Annotated in this window: 14 protein-coding genes and 4 tRNA genes; 4 read left to right on the top strand and 14 right to left on the bottom strand. The window is 29.0% G+C overall.

Features of this window, described 5'->3' with window-relative positions; genetic code table 11:
* Positions 1 to 46 precede the first annotated feature (46 nt).
* From rpoC to murB, 13 genes are all read right to left on the bottom strand, one after another.
* Positions 47 to 4,279, bottom strand: a complete 4,233-nt coding sequence (gene rpoC, locus RJT32_RS00170; RefSeq protein ID WP_343154285.1) for a DNA-directed RNA polymerase subunit beta' — start codon at positions 4,277 to 4,279, stop codon at positions 47 to 49.
* Positions 4,280 to 4,351: 72 nt separating this feature from the next.
* A complete protein-coding gene (gene rpoB / locus RJT32_RS00175) occupies positions 4,352 to 8,380 on the bottom strand; it encodes a DNA-directed RNA polymerase subunit beta (protein WP_343154286.1) in 4,029 nt (1,342 codons plus the stop codon).
* Between the two features lie 214 nt (positions 8,381 to 8,594).
* The gene (rplL, locus tag RJT32_RS00180) at positions 8,595 to 8,963 is read right to left on the bottom strand and encodes a 50S ribosomal protein L7/L12 (RefSeq protein ID WP_343154548.1); all 369 of its coding nucleotides are present in this window, start codon (positions 8,961 to 8,963) and stop codon (positions 8,595 to 8,597) included.
* A gap of 70 nt (positions 8,964 to 9,033) precedes the next feature.
* Positions 9,034 to 9,531 (bottom strand): 50S ribosomal protein L10, encoded by a 498-nt coding sequence (rplJ, locus tag RJT32_RS00185; RefSeq protein ID WP_343154287.1) that lies wholly within the window; start codon positions 9,529 to 9,531, stop codon positions 9,034 to 9,036.
* 185 nt (positions 9,532 to 9,716) lie between these two features.
* Positions 9,717 to 10,412: a 50S ribosomal protein L1 gene (gene rplA, locus RJT32_RS00190; RefSeq protein ID WP_343154288.1), complete on the bottom strand. Its 696-nt coding sequence runs from the start codon at positions 10,410 to 10,412 to the stop codon at positions 9,717 to 9,719.
* A 2-nt stretch (positions 10,413 to 10,414) separates the two neighbouring features.
* Entirely contained in the window at positions 10,415 to 10,843 is a 429-nt protein-coding gene (gene rplK / locus RJT32_RS00195) for a 50S ribosomal protein L11 (protein WP_343154289.1), read from the bottom strand.
* 28 nt (positions 10,844 to 10,871) lie between these two features.
* The gene (gene nusG, locus RJT32_RS00200; protein WP_343154290.1) at positions 10,872 to 11,417 is read right to left on the bottom strand and encodes a transcription termination/antitermination protein NusG; all 546 of its coding nucleotides are present in this window, start codon (positions 11,415 to 11,417) and stop codon (positions 10,872 to 10,874) included.
* Between the two features lie 2 nt (positions 11,418 to 11,419).
* Positions 11,420 to 11,803 (bottom strand): preprotein translocase subunit SecE, encoded by a 384-nt coding sequence (gene secE, locus RJT32_RS00205; protein WP_343154291.1) that lies wholly within the window; start codon positions 11,801 to 11,803, stop codon positions 11,420 to 11,422.
* A 205-nt stretch (positions 11,804 to 12,008) separates the two neighbouring features.
* A tRNA-Thr gene (locus tag RJT32_RS00210) sits at positions 12,009 to 12,081 on the bottom strand.
* Positions 12,082 to 12,101: 20 nt separating this feature from the next.
* Positions 12,102 to 12,173 (bottom strand) — tRNA-Gly (locus RJT32_RS00215).
* 14 nt (positions 12,174 to 12,187) lie between these two features.
* Positions 12,188 to 12,269, bottom strand: a tRNA-Tyr gene (locus RJT32_RS00220).
* A gap of 7 nt (positions 12,270 to 12,276) precedes the next feature.
* Positions 12,277 to 12,349, bottom strand: a tRNA-Thr gene (locus RJT32_RS00225).
* 159 nt (positions 12,350 to 12,508) lie between these two features.
* Entirely contained in the window at positions 12,509 to 13,552 is a 1,044-nt protein-coding gene (gene murB / locus RJT32_RS00230) for a UDP-N-acetylmuramate dehydrogenase (RefSeq protein WP_343154292.1), read from the bottom strand.
* Between the two features lie 99 nt (positions 13,553 to 13,651).
* Between murB and metF the strand changes: the two genes are divergently transcribed.
* The gene (gene metF / locus RJT32_RS00235; RefSeq protein WP_343154293.1) at positions 13,652 to 14,533 is read left to right on the top strand and encodes a methylenetetrahydrofolate reductase; all 882 of its coding nucleotides are present in this window, start codon (positions 13,652 to 13,654) and stop codon (positions 14,531 to 14,533) included.
* Between the two features lie 35 nt (positions 14,534 to 14,568).
* Here the strand turns inward: metF and argE are convergent, their stop codons facing one another.
* Positions 14,569 to 15,723, bottom strand: coding sequence for an acetylornithine deacetylase (gene argE, locus RJT32_RS00240; protein WP_343154294.1), 1,155 nt, complete (start codon positions 15,721 to 15,723; stop codon positions 14,569 to 14,571).
* Positions 15,724 to 15,893: 170 nt separating this feature from the next.
* On the opposite strand from argE, the gene argC reads away from it, so the two are divergent.
* From argC to RJT32_RS00255, 3 genes are read left to right on the top strand one after another with little or no spacing between them, the layout of a single operon-like run.
* The gene (gene argC, locus RJT32_RS00245; protein WP_343154295.1) at positions 15,894 to 16,898 is read left to right on the top strand and encodes an N-acetyl-gamma-glutamyl-phosphate reductase; all 1,005 of its coding nucleotides are present in this window, start codon (positions 15,894 to 15,896) and stop codon (positions 16,896 to 16,898) included.
* Positions 16,899 to 16,910: 12 nt separating this feature from the next.
* Positions 16,911 to 17,687 (top strand): acetylglutamate kinase, encoded by a 777-nt coding sequence (argB, locus tag RJT32_RS00250; protein ID WP_343154296.1) that lies wholly within the window; start codon positions 16,911 to 16,913, stop codon positions 17,685 to 17,687.
* Between the two features lie 27 nt (positions 17,688 to 17,714).
* Positions 17,715 to 18,923, top strand: a complete 1,209-nt coding sequence (locus RJT32_RS00255; RefSeq protein ID WP_343154297.1) for an argininosuccinate synthase — start codon at positions 17,715 to 17,717, stop codon at positions 18,921 to 18,923.
* Positions 18,924 to 18,934 lie beyond the last annotated feature (11 nt).

The following is an 18,934-nucleotide window of genomic DNA, read 5'->3' on the forward strand; positions in this document are numbered from 1 at the left end:
TTTAAAAAGCAGCCGTATTTTATAATATTTTAGTAAGCATACATCATTAACTAAGAGTTGAGTTTAATAGTTCGGATAAACTTGCTGATGCTTCTTCGGCGCTAACTTGTGAAGATGAATTGTTATTACCGTTTAACGTATGATTATTATTTGTATTTTTACGTCGAATTAATCGTTCTTTATGATATGCATATCCAGTCCCAGCTGGAATTAATCGACCAACAATAACATTTTCTTTTAATCCTCTGAGTTCATCTTTTTTTCCTGCTACTGCTGATTCTGTTAATACCCTAGTTGTTTCTTGGAAAGAGGCGGCAGATATAAAGGATTCAGTTGCTAATGACGCTTTCGTAATTCCTAATAAATCTCTTGAAAAAGTAGCTGGTATTTTATTTTGTTTGTTTAATATACGATTTGAAATTTTTATTTTAGAGAATTCGACTTGCTCTCCGTCAAGAAAATCAGAATTTCCTGATTTAATTATTGTTGCTTTTCTAAGCATTTGTCTTACAATCACTTCAATATGTTTGTCGTTAATTTTCACGCCTTGCAAACGATATACTTCTTGAACTTCATTTACAATATATTTAGTTACAGCTTGAACTCCCCTCAATCGAAGAATATCATGCGGTGATTCTGGCCCGTCTGATATTACATCTCCTCGTTCAACTCTTTCGCCTTCAAATACATTTAATTGCCTCCACTTTGGGATCATTTCTTCATATGAGTCATTTCCATCTACTGGAGTAATAATTAATCTTCTTTTTCCCTTTGTTTCTTTTCCAAATGAAATAATACCACTAATTTCAGCTAAAATAGCTAGTTCTTTTGGTCGTCTTGCTTCAAATAAATCAGCTACTCTTGGTAATCCTCCAGTGATGTCTTTAGTCCCCCCTGACTCTTGAGGAACTCTTGCTAAAGTATCGCCTGAAGTAATTTTTACACCATCATTTAATTGTACAATTGCTTTTCCAGGTAGAAAATATTGTGCAGGCATTTCTGTTCCTGAAATGAGTACATCATTTCCCTTTTCATCAACGATCTTTAATGAAGGTCTTAAATCTTTTCCAACCGCCATTCTTTCAGCTGTATCTAAGACTACAATTGAAGACAAGCCTGTGAGTTCATCCGCCTGTCTTGTAATACTTTGGCCGTCTATCATATCTATAAAACGAATAAATCCATTTACTTCTGTAATGACTGGTATAGTATGTGGATCCCATTTCGCTATAGTTTCTCCAGAGTTAACTTCTTCTCCATTTTTTTTTGCCATTATAGATCCATAAGGTATTTTATAGCTTTCTTTTGTTCTTCCAAATTTATCAATAATATTTAATTCGACGTTTCTTGAGGTGATAACTATTTTTCCTGATGAGTTAGTTACAGATTTAGCATTGTTAAGATTGATAATGCCTTTATTTTTAATCTGAATACTAGATTCAGTTGCAGCTCTTGATGCAGCTCCACCGATATGAAATGTTCTCATAGTTAATTGCGTTCCAGGTTCTCCTATAGATTGAGCTGCAATTACGCCTATTGCTTCTCCTTTATTAACTAAATTTCCGCGAGCTAGGTCTCTTCCATAACAGTATGCACATACACCGAAATCAGTATCACAGTTCACAACTGATCTTACTTTTATAGTATCTATAGAATTTTTTTCTAAAAGATCACACCATTTCTCATTTAATAAAGTATTTCTTTGAATTAATATTTTTTTAGTATTAGGATGTAATATATTTTCCGCAGTCACACGTCCTAATACTCGTTCACGCAAAGGTTCTTTAACATCCCCACCTTCTATTAATGGAGTCATTAACATTCCTTCATGTGTTTCACAATCGTTTTTTGTCACAACTAAATCTTGCGCTACATCTACCAATCTCCTAGTTAAATAACCAGAATTAGCAGTTTTTAATGCTGTATCCGCCAATCCCTTTCGAGCTCCATGAGTTGAAATAAAATATTGTAATACATTTAATCCTTCTCTAAAATTGGCTGTAATGGGAGTTTCTATAATAGAACCATCAGGTTTTGCCATTAAACCACGCATCCCAGCTAATTGACGAATTTGTGCAGCAGATCCTCGAGCTCCTGAATCTGCCATCATAAATATACTATTGAAAGAAATTTGTTTTTGTAGTTTTCCTTGTTTATTTACAACTGGTTCTGTAGATAAATTTTCCATCATTGCTTTAGCTACTCTTTCATTTGCTGCTGCCCAGATGTCAATAACTTTATTGTATCTTTCCCCTGCCGTAACTAATCCGGATTGAAATTGCTCTTGTATTTCAGCTACTTCAATTTCGGCTTCATGAATAATATTTGATTTTTTTTCTGGTATAACCATATCATTAATACCGACGGATGCTCCTGATCTTGCTGCATAAGCAAAACCTGTGTACATAATTTGGTCAGCAAAAGTTACAGTTGGTTTTAAGCCTAAAATTCGATAACATGTATTTAACATTGTAGAAATATCTTTTTTCCCTAAAGTTTGATTAACTATACTAAATGGTAGGCCCTTGGGAACAATCATCCATAAAATCGCTCTACCTATAGTGGTATCAACTATTTTTTTTATAGGAATAAGTTTATTTTCTTCATTTTTTTGATATTCTATTATTCTAATTTTAATTAAAGAATGGAGCTCAGCAATACCTAAATGATATATTTTTTCCGCTTCGTTAGAACCATTTAAAAACATACCTTCTCCCTTTCCATTTATTTTTTCCCTGGTCATATAATACAAACCTAACACTACGTCTTGAGAAGGTACGATAATTGGTTCTCCGTTAGCTGGGGATAAAATGTTGTTTGTAGACATCATTAACGCTCTAGCTTCTAATTGAGCTTCGAGTGTTAATGGAACATGAACAGCCATTTGATCACCATCAAAATCAGCGTTATAAGCTGCGCAAACTAATGGGTGTAATTGAATCGCTTTACCTTCTATTAAAACTGGTTCAAATGCTTGAATACCTAATCTATGCAAAGTTGGTGCTCGATTTAATAATACCGGATGTTCTCGAATTACTTCATCTAATATATCCCATACTACCGCTTCTTCTCTTTCTACCATTTTTTTTGCAGCTTTTATAGTTGTTGCCAAACCTCGAACTTCTAATTTTCCATATATGAATGGCTTGAAAAGTTCTAAAGCCATTTTTTTAGGCAAACCACATTGATGCAATCTTAAATAAGGACCAACAGTAATTACTGATCGACCTGAATAATCTACGCGTTTTCCGAGTAAGTTTTGACGAAATCTACCTTGTTTTCCTTTTATCATGTCAGCTAAAGATTTCAGAGGTCTTTTATTAGACCCCATAATAGCTCTTCCTCTTCTTCCATTGTCAAGCAGTGCATCAACTGCTTCTTGAAGCATTCTTTTTTCATTTCGGACAATGATATCAGGAGCAGCTAGATCTAGCAGTCTTTTTAGTCTGTTGTTTCTATTAATTACTCTTCGATATAAATCATTTAAATCAGATGTCGCAAATCTTCCTCCATCTAGTGGCACTAATGGCCTTAAGTCAGGAGGTAATACTGGTAACACAGTTAAAATCATCCATTCGGGCTTATTATGAGATTGTATAAATGATTCGATTAACTTAATTCGTTTTGTTAGTTTTTTTCGTTTTGTTTCAGAATTTGTTTCATTCAATTCTAATCTCAGATTTTCACATTCTTTTATTAAATTCATATCTTTGAGTAATAATTGAATTGCTTCTGCCCCCATAGTTGCATGAAATTCATCTCCAAATTCTTCTAAAGCATCTAAATATTGTTCTTCTGTTAAAATCTGGTTTTTTTCAAGATGAGTCATTCCAGGGTTAATGACAACATACGATTCAAAATAAAGTACTCTTTCAATGTCTCTTAGTGGCATATCTAATAATAAACCTATCCGTGATGGTAATGATTTTAAAAACCAAATATGAGCTGTAGGAGAAGAAAGTTCTATATGACCCATCCGATCACGTCTTACTTTACTTTGTGTTACTTCAACACCACATTTTTCACAGATAACACCTCGATGTTTCAGTCTTTTATATTTTCCGCACAAACATTCATAATCTTTAACTGGACCAAAAATACGAGCACAAAATAATCCGTCTCTTTCTGGTTTAAATGTACGATAATTAATAGTTTCTGGTTTTTTAACTTCACCGAATGACCAAGATCTAATAACATCTGGTGATGCTAATGAAATTTTGATAGCATCAAAGTCTTCAGTTTTAGTTTGGGCTTTTAAAAATTTTAGTAAATCTTTCACGCATGAGCTCTCGTTGGAGTGAAATTTTTGAAGGTTTAAATCTATATATTTATTTAATATATTAAATATTTTTTATTCGTTTTCTAATTCAATATTAATTCCTAGAGATCGAATTTCTTTTAATAACACATTAAATGATTCAGGCATGCCAGGTTCCATTTGATGATTACCATCTACAATATTTTTGTACATTTTAGTTCTTCCATTAACATCATCAGATTTAACAGTTAGCATTTCTTGTAATGTATAAGAAGCACCATATGCTTCTAATGCCCAAACTTCCATTTCACCGAATCGTTGACCACCAAACTGCGCTTTTCCTCCCAACGGTTGTTGAGTTACAAGACTATAAGATCCAGTTGATCTAGCATGCATTTTATCATCAACTAAATGATTTAATTTCAACATATACATATAGCCTACAGTGACTGGTCTTTCAAATTTTTCGCCGGTTCTGCCATCAAAAAGAGAAATTTGCCCAGATGCAGGTAAATTTGCAAATTTAAGCATTTGTTTAATTTCATTTTCTTTTGCTCCATCAAAAACTGGTGTTGCGATAGGAATTCCTTTTTTTAGATTTTTTGCTAAATTTAGAACTTCTTCATTTGAAAATTCTTCTAAATTTATTTTTTGTCTTAAATTCTCTCCTAAATCAAAAGTTTTTTGAATAAATTTTCGTAAATTAGATATTTTTTCTTGTTTTTTAAGCATTTTGTTAATTTGATCTCCAATTCCTTTTGCGGCCATTCCTAAATGTGTTTCTAATATTTGTCCAATATTCATCCTTGATGGTACTCCTAAAGGATTTAAAACAATATCCACTGGTATTCCGTTCTCGTCATACGGCATATCTTCAACAGGATTGATTTTAGAAATTACTCCTTTATTTCCATGTCTTCCAGCCATTTTGTCACCAGGTTGTATTTGACGTTTTACCGCTAAACATACCTTAACTATTTTTAATACTCCTGGAGCAAGATCATCACCTTGTGTAATTTTACGACGTTTTATTTCGATTTTTTTTTCAAATTCTTTTTTTAATTCGTTATGTTGTTCTCTAAATTTCTCCATTTCTTGATTTTTATCTTCTTGTTTAACATCAATTTTAAGCCATTTTTCAAAAGGTAGTGTATTTAAGTATTCTATTTTAATATTAAAAGATAAAAGAGTTTTTTGTATTTTTGAAAATAAACTTAATTGGAATATTTTAAATTCTTCTGTTAAATCTTTTTTTGCTTTTTTAAGTTGCATCTCTTCAATTTCTAGAGCTCTTTTATCTTTTTTAACACCATCTCGTGTAAAAATTTGAACGTCAATTACAGTGCCGGACACTCCATTAGGAACTCTTAATGATGAATCTTTTACATCAGAGGCTTTTTCACCGAAAATAGCGCGTAATAATTTTTCTTCCGGTGTTAATTGTGTTTCTCCCTTCGGAGTTACCTTCCCAACTAAAATATCACCTCCAGTTACCTCCGCTCCAATATATACAATCCCAGATGCATCTAATTTACATAGCGCAGCTTCTCCTACATTAGGTATATCTGAACTAATTTCTTCCGGTCCTAATTTAGTATCTCTTGATATACAGGAAAGTTCTTGAATATGGATTGTAGTAAATCGATCTTCTTGAACTACTTTTTCTGAAACTAGTATAGAATCTTCAAAGTTATAACCATTCCAAGGCATAAAAGCGACTCGCATATTTTGTCCTAATGCTAGCTCACCTAGATCAGTAGATGGTCCGTCTGCTAAAACATCTCCTTTGTTTATTTTTTCATTTAATTGAACACATGGTTTTTGATTAATACAAGTATTTTGATTTGATCGGGTATATTTAGTTAAATTATAAATATCTATACCTGCTTCGCCGAGATATGTCTCATTTTCATTTACTTTAATTATAATACGAGAAGCATCTATATATTGCACAGAACCACTTCTTTTAGCTACAACTGTAACCCCTGAATCTACCGCTACTGTTCTTTCCATTCCAGTGCCAACTAAAGGTTTATCAGTTTTAAGTGTAGGAACTGCTTGACGTTGCATATTAGCCCCCATCAATGCTCTATTTGCATCATCGTGTTCTAAAAAAGGGATTAAAGATGCTCCAACAGATACAATTTGTTGAGTGGAAACGTCCATATAATCAACTTGATTACAATTAAATAAGCTTGATTCTCCTTTATGTCTACAAGTCACTAAATCATCAACAAAAAAATTATTTTTATCTATGTTAGTGTTAGCTTGAGCAATAATATAATTTCCTTCTTCTATAGCAGACAAATAATGTATTTCTTTTGTTACTAATCCGTTTGTTACTTTCCTATAAGGCGTTTCTAAAAATCCATATGTATTAGTTCTTGCATACACTGATAACGAATTGATTAAGCCAATATTAGGACCTTCTGGTGTTTCTATTGGGCATACTCGACCATAATGTGTTGGGTGAACATCTCTGACTTCAAATCCAGCTCGTTCTCTAGTGAGACCACCTATTCCTAAAGCTGAAATTCTTCTTTTATGTGTAATTTCTGATAAAGGATTATTTTGATCCATAAATTGCGATAGTTGACTAGAACCAAAAAACTCTTTTACAGCTGCGGATATTGGTTTAGCGTTAATCATATCCTGAGGCATTAATGTTTCTAAATCTCCTACGGATAACCTTTCTTTTACAGCTCTTTCTACTCTTACTAAACCTAATCTAAATTGATTTTCTGCCATTTCTCCTACTGATCGAATACGTCTATTTCCTAAATGGTCAATATCATCTACTTCTCCTTTTCCATTTCTAATATCAATTAATTTTTTTATTACATCAATGATATCTTCCTTGTTTAATGTTCCTAACCCTTCAATCGTTTGTCGTGATAAAGATCTATTGAATTTCATACGCCCTACAGATGAAAGATCGTATCGATCTTCAGAAAAAAATAAATTTTCAAATAAATTTTCTGTAGCTTCTTTTGTAAGTGGCTCTCCAGGTCTCATAACGCGATAAATTTCCATTAGTGCGCTTATTCTATCATTTGATGGGTCAATTCGAAGTGTTTCAGAGATATATGGACCATGATCTAAGTCATTTGTGAAAAGTGTTTCAATATATGAAAAATTTAATTTACGTAATTTTGTCAGTACTTCTAAAGATAATTCTGTATTGGCTGAAATTATTATTTCTTTTGTGATCGGATGTAAATAATTTTTTGAAACTATTCTTCCTAAAACATATTCTACTGGGACTTGAATAGATTTAATCTTAAATTTCTTGAGTTCCTGAATATGTCTTGCAGTGATACGTCGACCTTTTTTTATGTATATTTTTCCATTTTTTTGGATATCAAAAGAAGCAGTTTCACCGCGAAGTCTTTCTGAAACTAATTCTAACTTAATTTTATTGTCATATATTTTAAAAATATTTTTTTCAAAAAATATATGTAAAATTTCTTCTGTATTATAGTTCAGAGCTCGTAAAATAATAGTTACTGGTAATTTTCTCCGTCTATCAATTCTAACAAATAAATTATCTTTCGGATCAAATTCAAAATCTAGCCAAGAACCTCTATAAGGAATAATTCGAGCATTATATAATACTTTTCCTGAAGAATGCGTTTTTCCCTTATCACTATCAAAAAATACACCAGGGCTTCTGTGCAATTGAGATACAACAACTCTTTCTGTCCCGTTGATTATAAAAGTTCCATTATTTGTCATCAATGGTATTTCGCCCATATAGACTTCTTGTTCTTTAATATTTTTTACAGTAGGTTCTAATATATCACGTTCATAAATCACTAGTCTTAGTTTTACTCTTAATGGGGCAGAATAAGTCGCACCGCGTATTTGACATTCTTTAACATCAAATGTTGCTTCTCCTAATTGGTAACTTACGTATTGTAATTCAGAATTGCCATTGTAACCACGTATAGGAAATACTGATTGAAATGCTGCTTCTAATCCATGTTGTCCTTCTGGATCTGTTTTGATAAATTTTTTATAAGAATTGAGTTGAATCGAAAGAAGATATGGTATGTTTAAAATTTTAGGACGTTTTCCAAAATCTTTACGAATTCGTTTTTTTTCGGTGTAAGAGTAAACCATAGGGTTCCTAAGCTCGTTGACAGACAAATAAAGATTAACATTGTTATCTTTTAATCTGAAGAAGAGATATTTTTTGTTTTAATGTTTTTATTTTTAATTAGTTAATTTTTAGTTTAAAATTTTTTTAAAATTTCTAAATATTTGTATATAAAGGGCTGGTGAATTAAAAACACCAGCCATATGTGGAAGTTAATTAAGTTAAACGTAGAATATTTTACTTAATTTCAATTTCAGCACCAACATCTTCTAAAGTTTTTTTAAGCGATTCTGCATCTTTTTTATTGATGTTTTCTTTGATAACAGTTGGTGCTGATTCTACTAGATCTTTAGCTTCTTTAAGCCCAAGGCCAGTTGCACTACGGACACTTTTAATTACTGATACTTTATTTGGACCAATAACTTTTAGGAAAACATCAAACTCTGTTTTTTCTTCAGCAGCTTTTTTTTCATTATTATTATTGGATTGCATAGACATATTTGCAGAAATTCCAAATTTTTTTTCCATTGCCGAAATAAGTTCTACAACATTCATAATAGACATTTCTGATACAGCTTCTAAAATTTGTTCTTTAGTAATAGACATAAGAATAATTCCTAATAACAATTAGAATTATTTTAGATGTGTGATGATACATCAAAAATAATAACCTCTTTTAAGAAGTTTCTTTTTTCTTTTTTATAGCAGATAATGTATAAATAAGTTTACCAGCAGCTGACATTTTTAATATTAATAAAAGTTTGGCTATTGCTTCTTCATAAGTTGGCATATCTGCAAGTTGGTTGATTTCTAAATTAGATAATATTTTACCCTCAAATACTGCTCCTGTAATTTTAAATGGTTTATTTTTTTTTTGAAATGCTTGAAATAATCTAGCGCCGCTACCTGGATGATTTGTAGAATAAGCTATAAAAGTAGAGCCTTTGATTATGCTTGTTAAACATTCGAAAGCTGTATTTTTCACTGCTAAAGATAATAAAGTATTGCGAACAATACTCATTTTAACACCTAACTTACGCCCAGATTTTCTTAATTGGTTTATTTTGTTTACAGGAATTCCTTGAGAGTTTGCAATTACAGCTGACAGAGCTGATTTAGAAATTTGATTGATTTTGGAAACAATTGTTTTTTTTTTATCAATATTTAATGCCATTTTTATCGTATTCTCCTCTATTTTTATTTAGAGAAAAGATTTTTAATTAAATATACTAAATGATTGGGATTAGTATTATTTTTTTATGATTGTAAAAAATTTATTAAAATAAATTTTAAATTTTTTAGAAAAAGGGGATATCATTATAAATGATTTTTTTTCTGTCGTAAAGTAAAAACATTTTATTATAAAGATAAATTCGATTGATCTAAAGTCAAACCAACGCCCATAGTACTAGATAAAACAATTTTTTTTATGTATATTCCTTTAGATTGAGGTGGTTTTACTTTTTTAATTGATTCTAAAAAAGTATTAAAATTATCTTTAATTTGATTTTCGTGGAAGTTAATTCTCCCAATGGTAGCATGAATAATTCCATTTTTATCATTTCGATAGAAAATTTGTCCTGTTTTTGCATTTTTAACAGCTTCTGAAATATTTGTTGATACAGTACCTAATTTAGGGTTAGGCATTAAACCTCTAGGTCCTAATATATGACCTAATTGAGTTACAATTTTCATAGCATCAGGTGATGCTATAACAGCATCGAATATAATACCTTCTTTTTTTATTTTTTCAGATAAATCCTCCATTCCAACGTATTCTGCACCAGATTTTTTAGCTATCTCAATATTTTCACCTTGAGTAAAGACAGCAACTTTAATGGTTCGACCGACTCCATGTGGCAAGATAGTAGTGCCTCTAATATTTTGATCTGATTTTTTTGGATTTATTCCCAAGTTAATTGCAATATCGATACTTTCAATAAAATTTACTTTAGATGAATTTTTAAGTAATTTAATTGATTCATCAATATTATATAATTTCGTGAGGTCAATATTTTTTTTTATTTTTTTTATACGTTTAAAAATTTTAATCATAATTAATCCTCGATAATTAAACCCATAGATTTAGCTGTTCCTTTAATTGATTGGATTGCATTTTGAATATTTGAACCGGTCATATCTTGTTTTTTAATTTTAGCTATTTCTTCAATTTGTAGATTTGTTATTTTTCCTTTTATTTCTGTTTTTGGTTTACTAGATCCTGATTTAATCCCCGCTGCTTTTTTTAATAAAATTGAAGCTGGAGGTGTTTTTGTGATAAATGTAAATGAACGATCAGAATACACTGTAATTACAACTGGGATAGGCAATCCTTTTTCTATGTTTTCTGTTTTTGAATTGAAAAGTTTACAAAATTCCATAATGTTTATTCCTTTTTGTCCTAAAGCAGGACCTATTGGGGGGCTTGGGTTGGCCATTCCAGCAGATACTTGAAGTTTTATGTAAGATTGTATTGTTTTTGCCATTTTTCAGATCCTTGTATTAAAAATATTTTTAGTTTTTTTCAACTTGTCTAAAATCTAACTCTACAGGAGTAGATCTTCCAAAAATAGAAACAGATACTTTTAATCTACTTTTTTCGTAATCTACTTCTTCTACTACACCATTAAAGTCTGCGAACGGACCGTCATTAACTCGAACCATTTCTCCGGGTTCAAATAAAGTTTTCGGCCTTGGTTTATCACCAATTTGACGGAGTCTATTAATGATAGTTTCTACTTCTTTATTACTAATTGGTGATGGTTTATCTGATTTCCCCCCAATAAAACCTAATACTCTTGGGACATTTCTAATTAAATGCCATGTTGTATCTGTCATGATCATTTGGATTAAAACATATCCTGGAAAAAATTTATATTCACTTTTTCTACGTTGTCCACCTCTAATTTCAACAACCTCTTCAGAAGGTACCATTACTTCACCAAAAAATTCTTGCATTTTCTTTATTTTAACATGTTCATGTATCGACTGAGCCACACGACTTTCAAACCCAGAAAAAGCTTGTAATACGTACCATTTTTTTTTTAAACTTTCTTGCATGTTTATAACCTTAGGCCAATAACAAATGCTATTAAACGAAATATAATATTATCTAGACCCCATAAAAGTAATGACATAAATATTGTTACTAATATAATTATTACTGTAGTATATAAAGTTTCTTTATATTTAGGCCACATTATTTTTTGTATTTCATTCTTTGAGGAATTTATATATAGTAAGATAATCTTTCCTTTTTTTGTATAGATTAAAATACCAAGTGCAAAGCTGATTAAACAAATTATTAATGCAAATCGAATAAAAAAATTTATCTTGTTAAGATAACAATCAATTAAAATACATAAAATAAAATTTATGAATATAAAAGTCCATTTTATTTTTTCTATAATTTTATTTTTTTTTTGGTTATGAATTTTTATATTCATATTTCTCCTGTAAATTATAGAAAATTAAATAATCAAAAGAAAAAATATATTAGAATATTCCGTATTTATTAGTTTTACAAAAAAATTCATCTATATCTTGCGAAAGATTCAAATGTCTATTAGTGTATTGATTTTAGAATGTTTTAAAAGGTGAGATTTTTGGATTGAATTTTTTTTAAATTTTAATTTCTAAAATTTTAAAAAATGCTGATACCCAGAATTGAACTGGGGACCTCACCCTTACCAAGGGTGTGCTCTACCGACTGAGCCATATCAGCGATGAAATCAATAATTTTTTAGCGGTCAGCGGGAATTGAACCCGCATCATCAGCTTGGAAGGCTGAGGTAATATCCATTATACGATGTCCGCATTTTGAAAATTTTTGGTGGGAGAAGGATTCGAACCTTCGAAGTCTCAGACGGCAGATTTACAGTCTGCTCCCTTTGGCCGCTCGGGAATCCCACCTGCTTTTTGCCGGCTACCGGAATCGAACTGGTGACCTACTGATTACAAGTCAGTTGCTCTACCTGCTGAGCTAAGCCGGCTAAAAATTATTTTTTAAAACAAATTAAATAAATTTTTATTTTTATATTATATGTTTTTTCTTTTTTATTGCAAGGTTTTTTAAAAAATAATTTTTTCATTAATTAAAGATAAATTAAAATTATTTTTATTTCAAAAAGAATTTGATTGAAATTTTAAAATTAAATTTTTTTTAATAATTTAATCTTTCCTGAAGAATTGATAAAATCTATTTCTGGTTCTAAGTATATTTTAAATTTTTTTAAAATAGATTTTTGTATTATTTGAGCTAATTTTAAAATTTCTTTTGGATTTGCTTTTTTTCTATTAATTAAAATAAGCTTTTGTTTTTTATAAATAGCTGCATCTCCAATATGGACGTTTTTAAAATTATATTTTTCAATTAACCAGGCAGCTGAAATTTTTATAGACCCATCAACTTGTAAGTAATATGGAATATTAGTATTGAAAGAAAAAATTCTTTTAGCATCTTTTTGGGAAATAATAGGATTTTTAAAGAAACTACCTGCATTGCCGTATTTATTAAGATTGGGTAATTTTTCTTTTCTTATCTGACAGATACTACGATATATTTCGTAAGGACTTATTTTTATTATGTTTATTTTTTTAAACAATGGTTTTAAAAAAATAGGATTCCATTTTTTCAATATTTTTATACCAACAGCAATTACAGCATATCCTTCTTGGTATTTATGTTTAAAAATACTATCACGATAAGAAAATTTACATAAATTTTTTGTAATTCTTATTATTTTTTCATCTTTTAAAGAAATCAGATCAACATATTGGCATATGTTTTTAAATTCTAAACCATATGCACCAATATTTTGAATTGCAGCAGATCCTATGCAACCAGGTATTAATGCTAAATTTTCTAACCCAAAAAAACCCATTTTTAGTGTGTATTTGACTAAATCACTCCATTTTTCTCCTGATAAAATATGTAATAACCAAGCATTGTTTTTTTCTTTAATTCGAATACCTTTAATTCTATTAATGATAACTATTCCTTTGTAATTTTCTAAAAACAATACATTACTACCTTCTCCTAAAATAATATAAGGAACATGAGATGAATTACATTTTTTATAAATATCAATTAATGATTTAATAGTTTGAACAAAAATAATTTTTTTTGCTGTTATATCTATAGAAAATGTGTTTAAATCTTTTAAAGATTTTTGATAGATTTGATTTGTATACATATAAATTGTTTAATATTATCAATATGATTTAGCAATGAAAATTGCATATTTATTTGTGATATTATAAATCAAATAAAATATTTTAATGGAATTATTAACATGAGTTTTTTAAAAAATAAATATCATCAAGATATAATTGATCAAAAAATAAATGATTTGAATAGTATAATACAGTGTTCTTTTGAATTTTTTCCACCTAAAAATTTTGATTTAGAAGATAAATTATTTTCATCCGCAATTCAATTAAGCAAATTAAAACCATTTTTTTTTTCTGTTACCTATGGCGCAAATAGTGGTGAGCGCGATAAAACATATGAAATTGTAAAAAAAATACATAAAAAAACAGGTGTTATTACTGCTCCGCACTTAACTTGTATTGACTCGACGCCAATCGAACTAGAACGGCTGGCAAAATTCTATTGGGAAAATAATATTCGTAGTATATTTGCGTTGAGAGGTGATTCTAATCATACGAATTATTCGCATACAATGTATGCTTGCGATTTAGTGCTATTATTAAAAAAAATAGCTGATTTTGATATTTCTGTCGCAGCTTATCCAGAAACCCATCCAGAATCAAAAAATGCTCAATCTGACATCTTAAATTTAAAAAAGAAAGTAGATGCAGGTGCTAATCGCGCTATTACTCAATTTTTTTTTAATACTGAAAGTTATTTACGTTTTCGAGATAATTGTTTAAAAAATAATATTAATGTTGATATTATACCTGGGATATTACCTATTTATAATTTTGAACAATTAAAACGTTTTTCTAAAATGACTAACGTTAAAATCCCATATTGGATGTATGAAATTTTTAATGGGTTAATTAATGATTTAAAAAGCCAAAGAATTATAGGAGCAAGTATAATTATAGATATAATAAAAAATTTATCTAAAGAAGGTGTAAAAAATTTTCATTTTTATACTTTAAATCAATCAGATATAGTATATTCAATATGTCGTTTGTTTGGTTTTTAATATTTTAAAATATATATTTATGCTAAATAAAAGAATTAATAACAAAATTTTATTATTAGTTTTTTAAGAATATTTTGTGTTGGCTCGATAAAACTGCAATGCAAATATTCATCCGGATAATGTGCTTGCTCAACAGAACCAGGTCCTAAAATCAATGTAGGTGCAATTTTTTTCAAAAACGGTGCTTCTGTACAATAATTCACAGTATTAGATTTTATTTCACATAAATCTTCTATTTTTTTAGTTATGTGATGTTTTTTAGAGATCTCATATGCAGGAACAGAAAAAAAAAGATTTTTTAAAAAAATTCTATTTGGCCATTTTTTTTTAATTTTTTTCAATTTTTCTTTTAACAACAATTCAAGTATTTCTAATTTTAGTTGCGGTATCGGTCTGATTTCAAAAGTTATTCTACAGAATGAACAAATTCGATTAATTGTGTTACCGCCTTTTATAGAACCAAAATTCATCGTTGGATAAGCGATAGAAAAATCTTTATGAAAATATTTTTGTTGTAAATATTTCTTGAAATCAATTAAATTTTTTATTATTTCGTATGCAATTTCAATGCTATTAACACCACAATGAGGATTGCTAGAGTGTCCAGTATCACCAATAATATCGATTTTATACGATATATGACCTTTATGGGCATGTATCAATTTTAAAGACGTTGGTTCTCCAATGATAATACAATCTGGTTTAATATTTGTAAATTTTGTAGATTCGACAAAATATCTTGCACCAGACATATCTGTTTCTTCATTAGCAGTAGCAAGTACATAAATTGGTTTTTTTATTTTTTTTATGTTTATAGAAGAAATAACATTTAATAAAAAAGCAAAAAATCCTTTCATATCTACTACACCTAATCCATATAATTTGCTATTTTTTTCAGTAAGTTTAAAAGGATCTTTAGTCCATAAATTATCATCAAAATCAACAGTATCTGTATGTCCAGAAAATAATATTCCTCCTTTTCCTACACCAAAAGAGGATAACATATTAAATTTATTTGTATGAGGTATATTTTGTATTTTTATTTCAAAATTTAATTCTTCAAAATAATTTGATAATAAATCAATGAACACTTTATTACTTTGATCTATTGCTTTTTTTTTGCTGCTAATTGTAGGTATTTTAATTAACGATTTAAATATTTCAATAAAATAAGGTATTTTTCTTTTCATGAAAGTAAATTTATTTAAATTTTTACATATTAAAACATATATTTTTTTTGAAGTAAAAAAATCAATAAAATTAGCTGTAAAATATATATAATTATAAATTATTTAGTATAGATTATTTTTAGTTGTTAAATAATTTAATTAATTGTTTTTTATTTTAAGGTTTTTAATTTATGTTAAATGTTTTAATCGTTGGTGCTAGTGGATACTCTGGAGCAGAGTTAGTTAATTATATTCATCGTCATAAGTTTGCTAGAATAAAAAAAATTTTAGTTTCGAAAGATAGTATCAGTTTAGGAAAATTATTTTCTGATTTACATCCAGAATATACAAATATTATTAATTTGACTTTTGAATCTATGGAAAGTTTTAATTTAATCAAAGGGAATATAGATGCTGTATTTTTAGCTACAGATCACAATGTTAGTCATGTTTTAGTGCCATTTTTTATGAAACATAATTGCATTGTTCTAGATCTATCTGGTGCATATAGAGTGAATAATATTGATGTTTATTCAAAATATTACGGATTTATTCACAATTATCAAAATATTTTAAAGCAATCTATTTATGGGTTAGCTGAATGGAATTATAAAAAAATTCAAAAAGCTCAATTAATTGCTGTTCCAGGTTGTTATGCTACTTGTATACAATTAGGATTAAAACCATTAGTAGAAGCTAATATTTTATGTAAATCATATATTCCTATAGTTAATGCTATTAGCGGTGTTAGTGGTGCTGGAAGACAACCTAATATTAACAATAGTTTTTGCGAAGTTAGTTTATTTCCATATAACATTTTTAAGCATCGTCATACTCCAGAAATTGTAGAAAATTTGGGTATTCCAATAATTTTTATCCCTCATTTAGGTGCATTTTCTAGAGGTATTATTGCTACCATTACATGTAAATTAAAATCAAATTTTAAACTAATTGATCTTTATAATATATATCATAATTTTTACAAAAATAAACGATTAATTAGGATACATAAAAATACTTTACCAAGTATTAAAGGGATAGTAAAACTACCATTTTGCGATATTGGGTTTGCTATTAAAGATAAATATCTTGTTATTATAACAACTGAAGACAATTTATTGAAAGGTGCTGCTGCTCAAGCAGTTCAATGTTTTAATATTCGTTTTGGATTTTCTGAAACAGAATCAATTATTTAACGAGGTATTTTAATGGTTAATCCATTGGTTATTAAATTAGGCGGAGTTCTTTTAGAAAGTAATCATGCTATGATGGGTTTGTTTGAATCTATTTATAATTATCAAAAATATAATAAAAGAAATATTATCATAGTTCATGGAGGTGGGCGATTGATAGATAATTTAATGAATAAATTATCTTTATCAGTCAAGAAAAAAAATGGTTTACGTATTACACCACCTGAACATATTAATATTATCACGGGAGCATTATCCGGAACAGCTAATAAAATTCTTTTAGCATGGGCATTAAAAAATAAGATTAATGCTGTAGGATTATGTTTGTCTGACGGAAAAAGTACAAATGTAGAAGTACTAAATCAAAATTTAGGACATGTTGGAAAAGTTTCACCAGGATCTCCTTTTTTTTTGTTAAATTTATTTAAACAAGGTATTTTACCAATTATTAGTTCTATCGGTATTACTAGCGATGGTAAATTAATGAATGTTAATGCAGATCTAGCTGCAACAGCGTTAGCCAAAACTTTAGAAGCTCACTTAATTCTATTATCAGATATTAGTTCGATAATAGATGGAAAGGGACAAAGAATTCAAGAAATAAATAATATTCAAGCTGAAAAATTAATTGCTCAAGGAATTATTACTAATGGTATGATTGTTAAAGTAAATGCCGCTTTAGATGCTGCTAAAAATTTAAATCATTCAGTAGATATTGCAAGTTGGCAAAATACAAAAGATTTACAATTATTATTTAATGGTGACAATATTGGAACACGAGTTTTAGTATAGTTTAATTATATTATAGGTATTTTAAAGATGACGAATAATCTCGATAAAGTTGTATTAGCATATTCCGGTGGTTTAGACACTTCTGCAATTATTCCTTGGTTAAGAGAAACTTATAAAGTGGATGTTATTGCTTTTGTTGCAGATATTGGTCAATCAAAAAATGAGTTAAATGGCATTAATAATAAAGCATTAAAATCTGGAGCATCTAGCTGTCATATCTTTGATTTAAAAGATGAATTTATAGAAAAATATGTTTTCCCTATCTTAAAAACAGGTGCTTTATATGAAGGATCTTATTTGTTAGGAACAGCTTTAGCACGACCTATTATAGCAAAAAAACAAGTAGAATTTGCTTTAAGTATTGGTGCTAAATTTTTATGTCATGGTGCTACTGGAAAAGGTAATGATCAAATTCGGTTTGAAATAGCCTATGCTGCTTTAGCGCCTAATCTTACAGTTATTGCTCCATGGCGTCAATGGAACTTAAATTCAAGAGAATCATTATTAGAATATTTAAATAAAAAAAATATTCCTACTACAGCAAGTTTAGAAAAACTTTACAGTAAAGATGAAAACGCTTTACATATTTCTACAGAAGGTGGTCTCCTTGAAAATCCTTGGAATAGGACAAATAAAGATTGTTGGAGTTGGAGTGTAGAACCTGAGAATGCCCCAGAAAATCCAGAATATGTTTTGTTGCATATAAAAGAAGGATCAGTAATATCTGTTAACAATGAGAACGTGACTCCTTTGCAGTGTATCAATAAGTTAAATAAAATCGGCTCAAAACATGCTGTAGGGAGATTAGATATTATTGAAAATAGAATTATTGGGATTAAATCTAGAGGTTGTTATGAAACGCCTGGAGGTACAATTATTAATATTGCTTTAAGAGCAATTGAGCAATTGGTTTTTGATCGAGAGAGTTTTAATTGGCGAGAAAAAATTGGTTTAGAAATGTCTTCAGTCGTTTATGACGGTCGTTGGTTTAGCCCAATTCGAAAATCTTTACAATGTTCTGCTGATTCATTAGCTTCTTTGTTGAATGGAAAAGTAGTTTTAAAGTTATATAAAGGAAGTGTTGTTGCTGTTCAAAAAGAATCTTCAAATTCATTATATTCAAAAGAATATGCAACTTTTAGTGAGGATGAAGTTTATAAACATTCAGATGCAGAAGGTTTTATTCGTTTATATTCTCTTACTTCTAGAATACGTGCTTTAAATAAGATAAAATAATTTTTTTATTT

Origin of the sequence: Buchnera aphidicola (Aphis aurantii), from assembly GCF_039388985.1 — a bacterium.
Taxonomy (GTDB): domain Bacteria; phylum Pseudomonadota; class Gammaproteobacteria; order Enterobacterales; family Enterobacteriaceae; genus Buchnera; species Buchnera aphidicola_BL.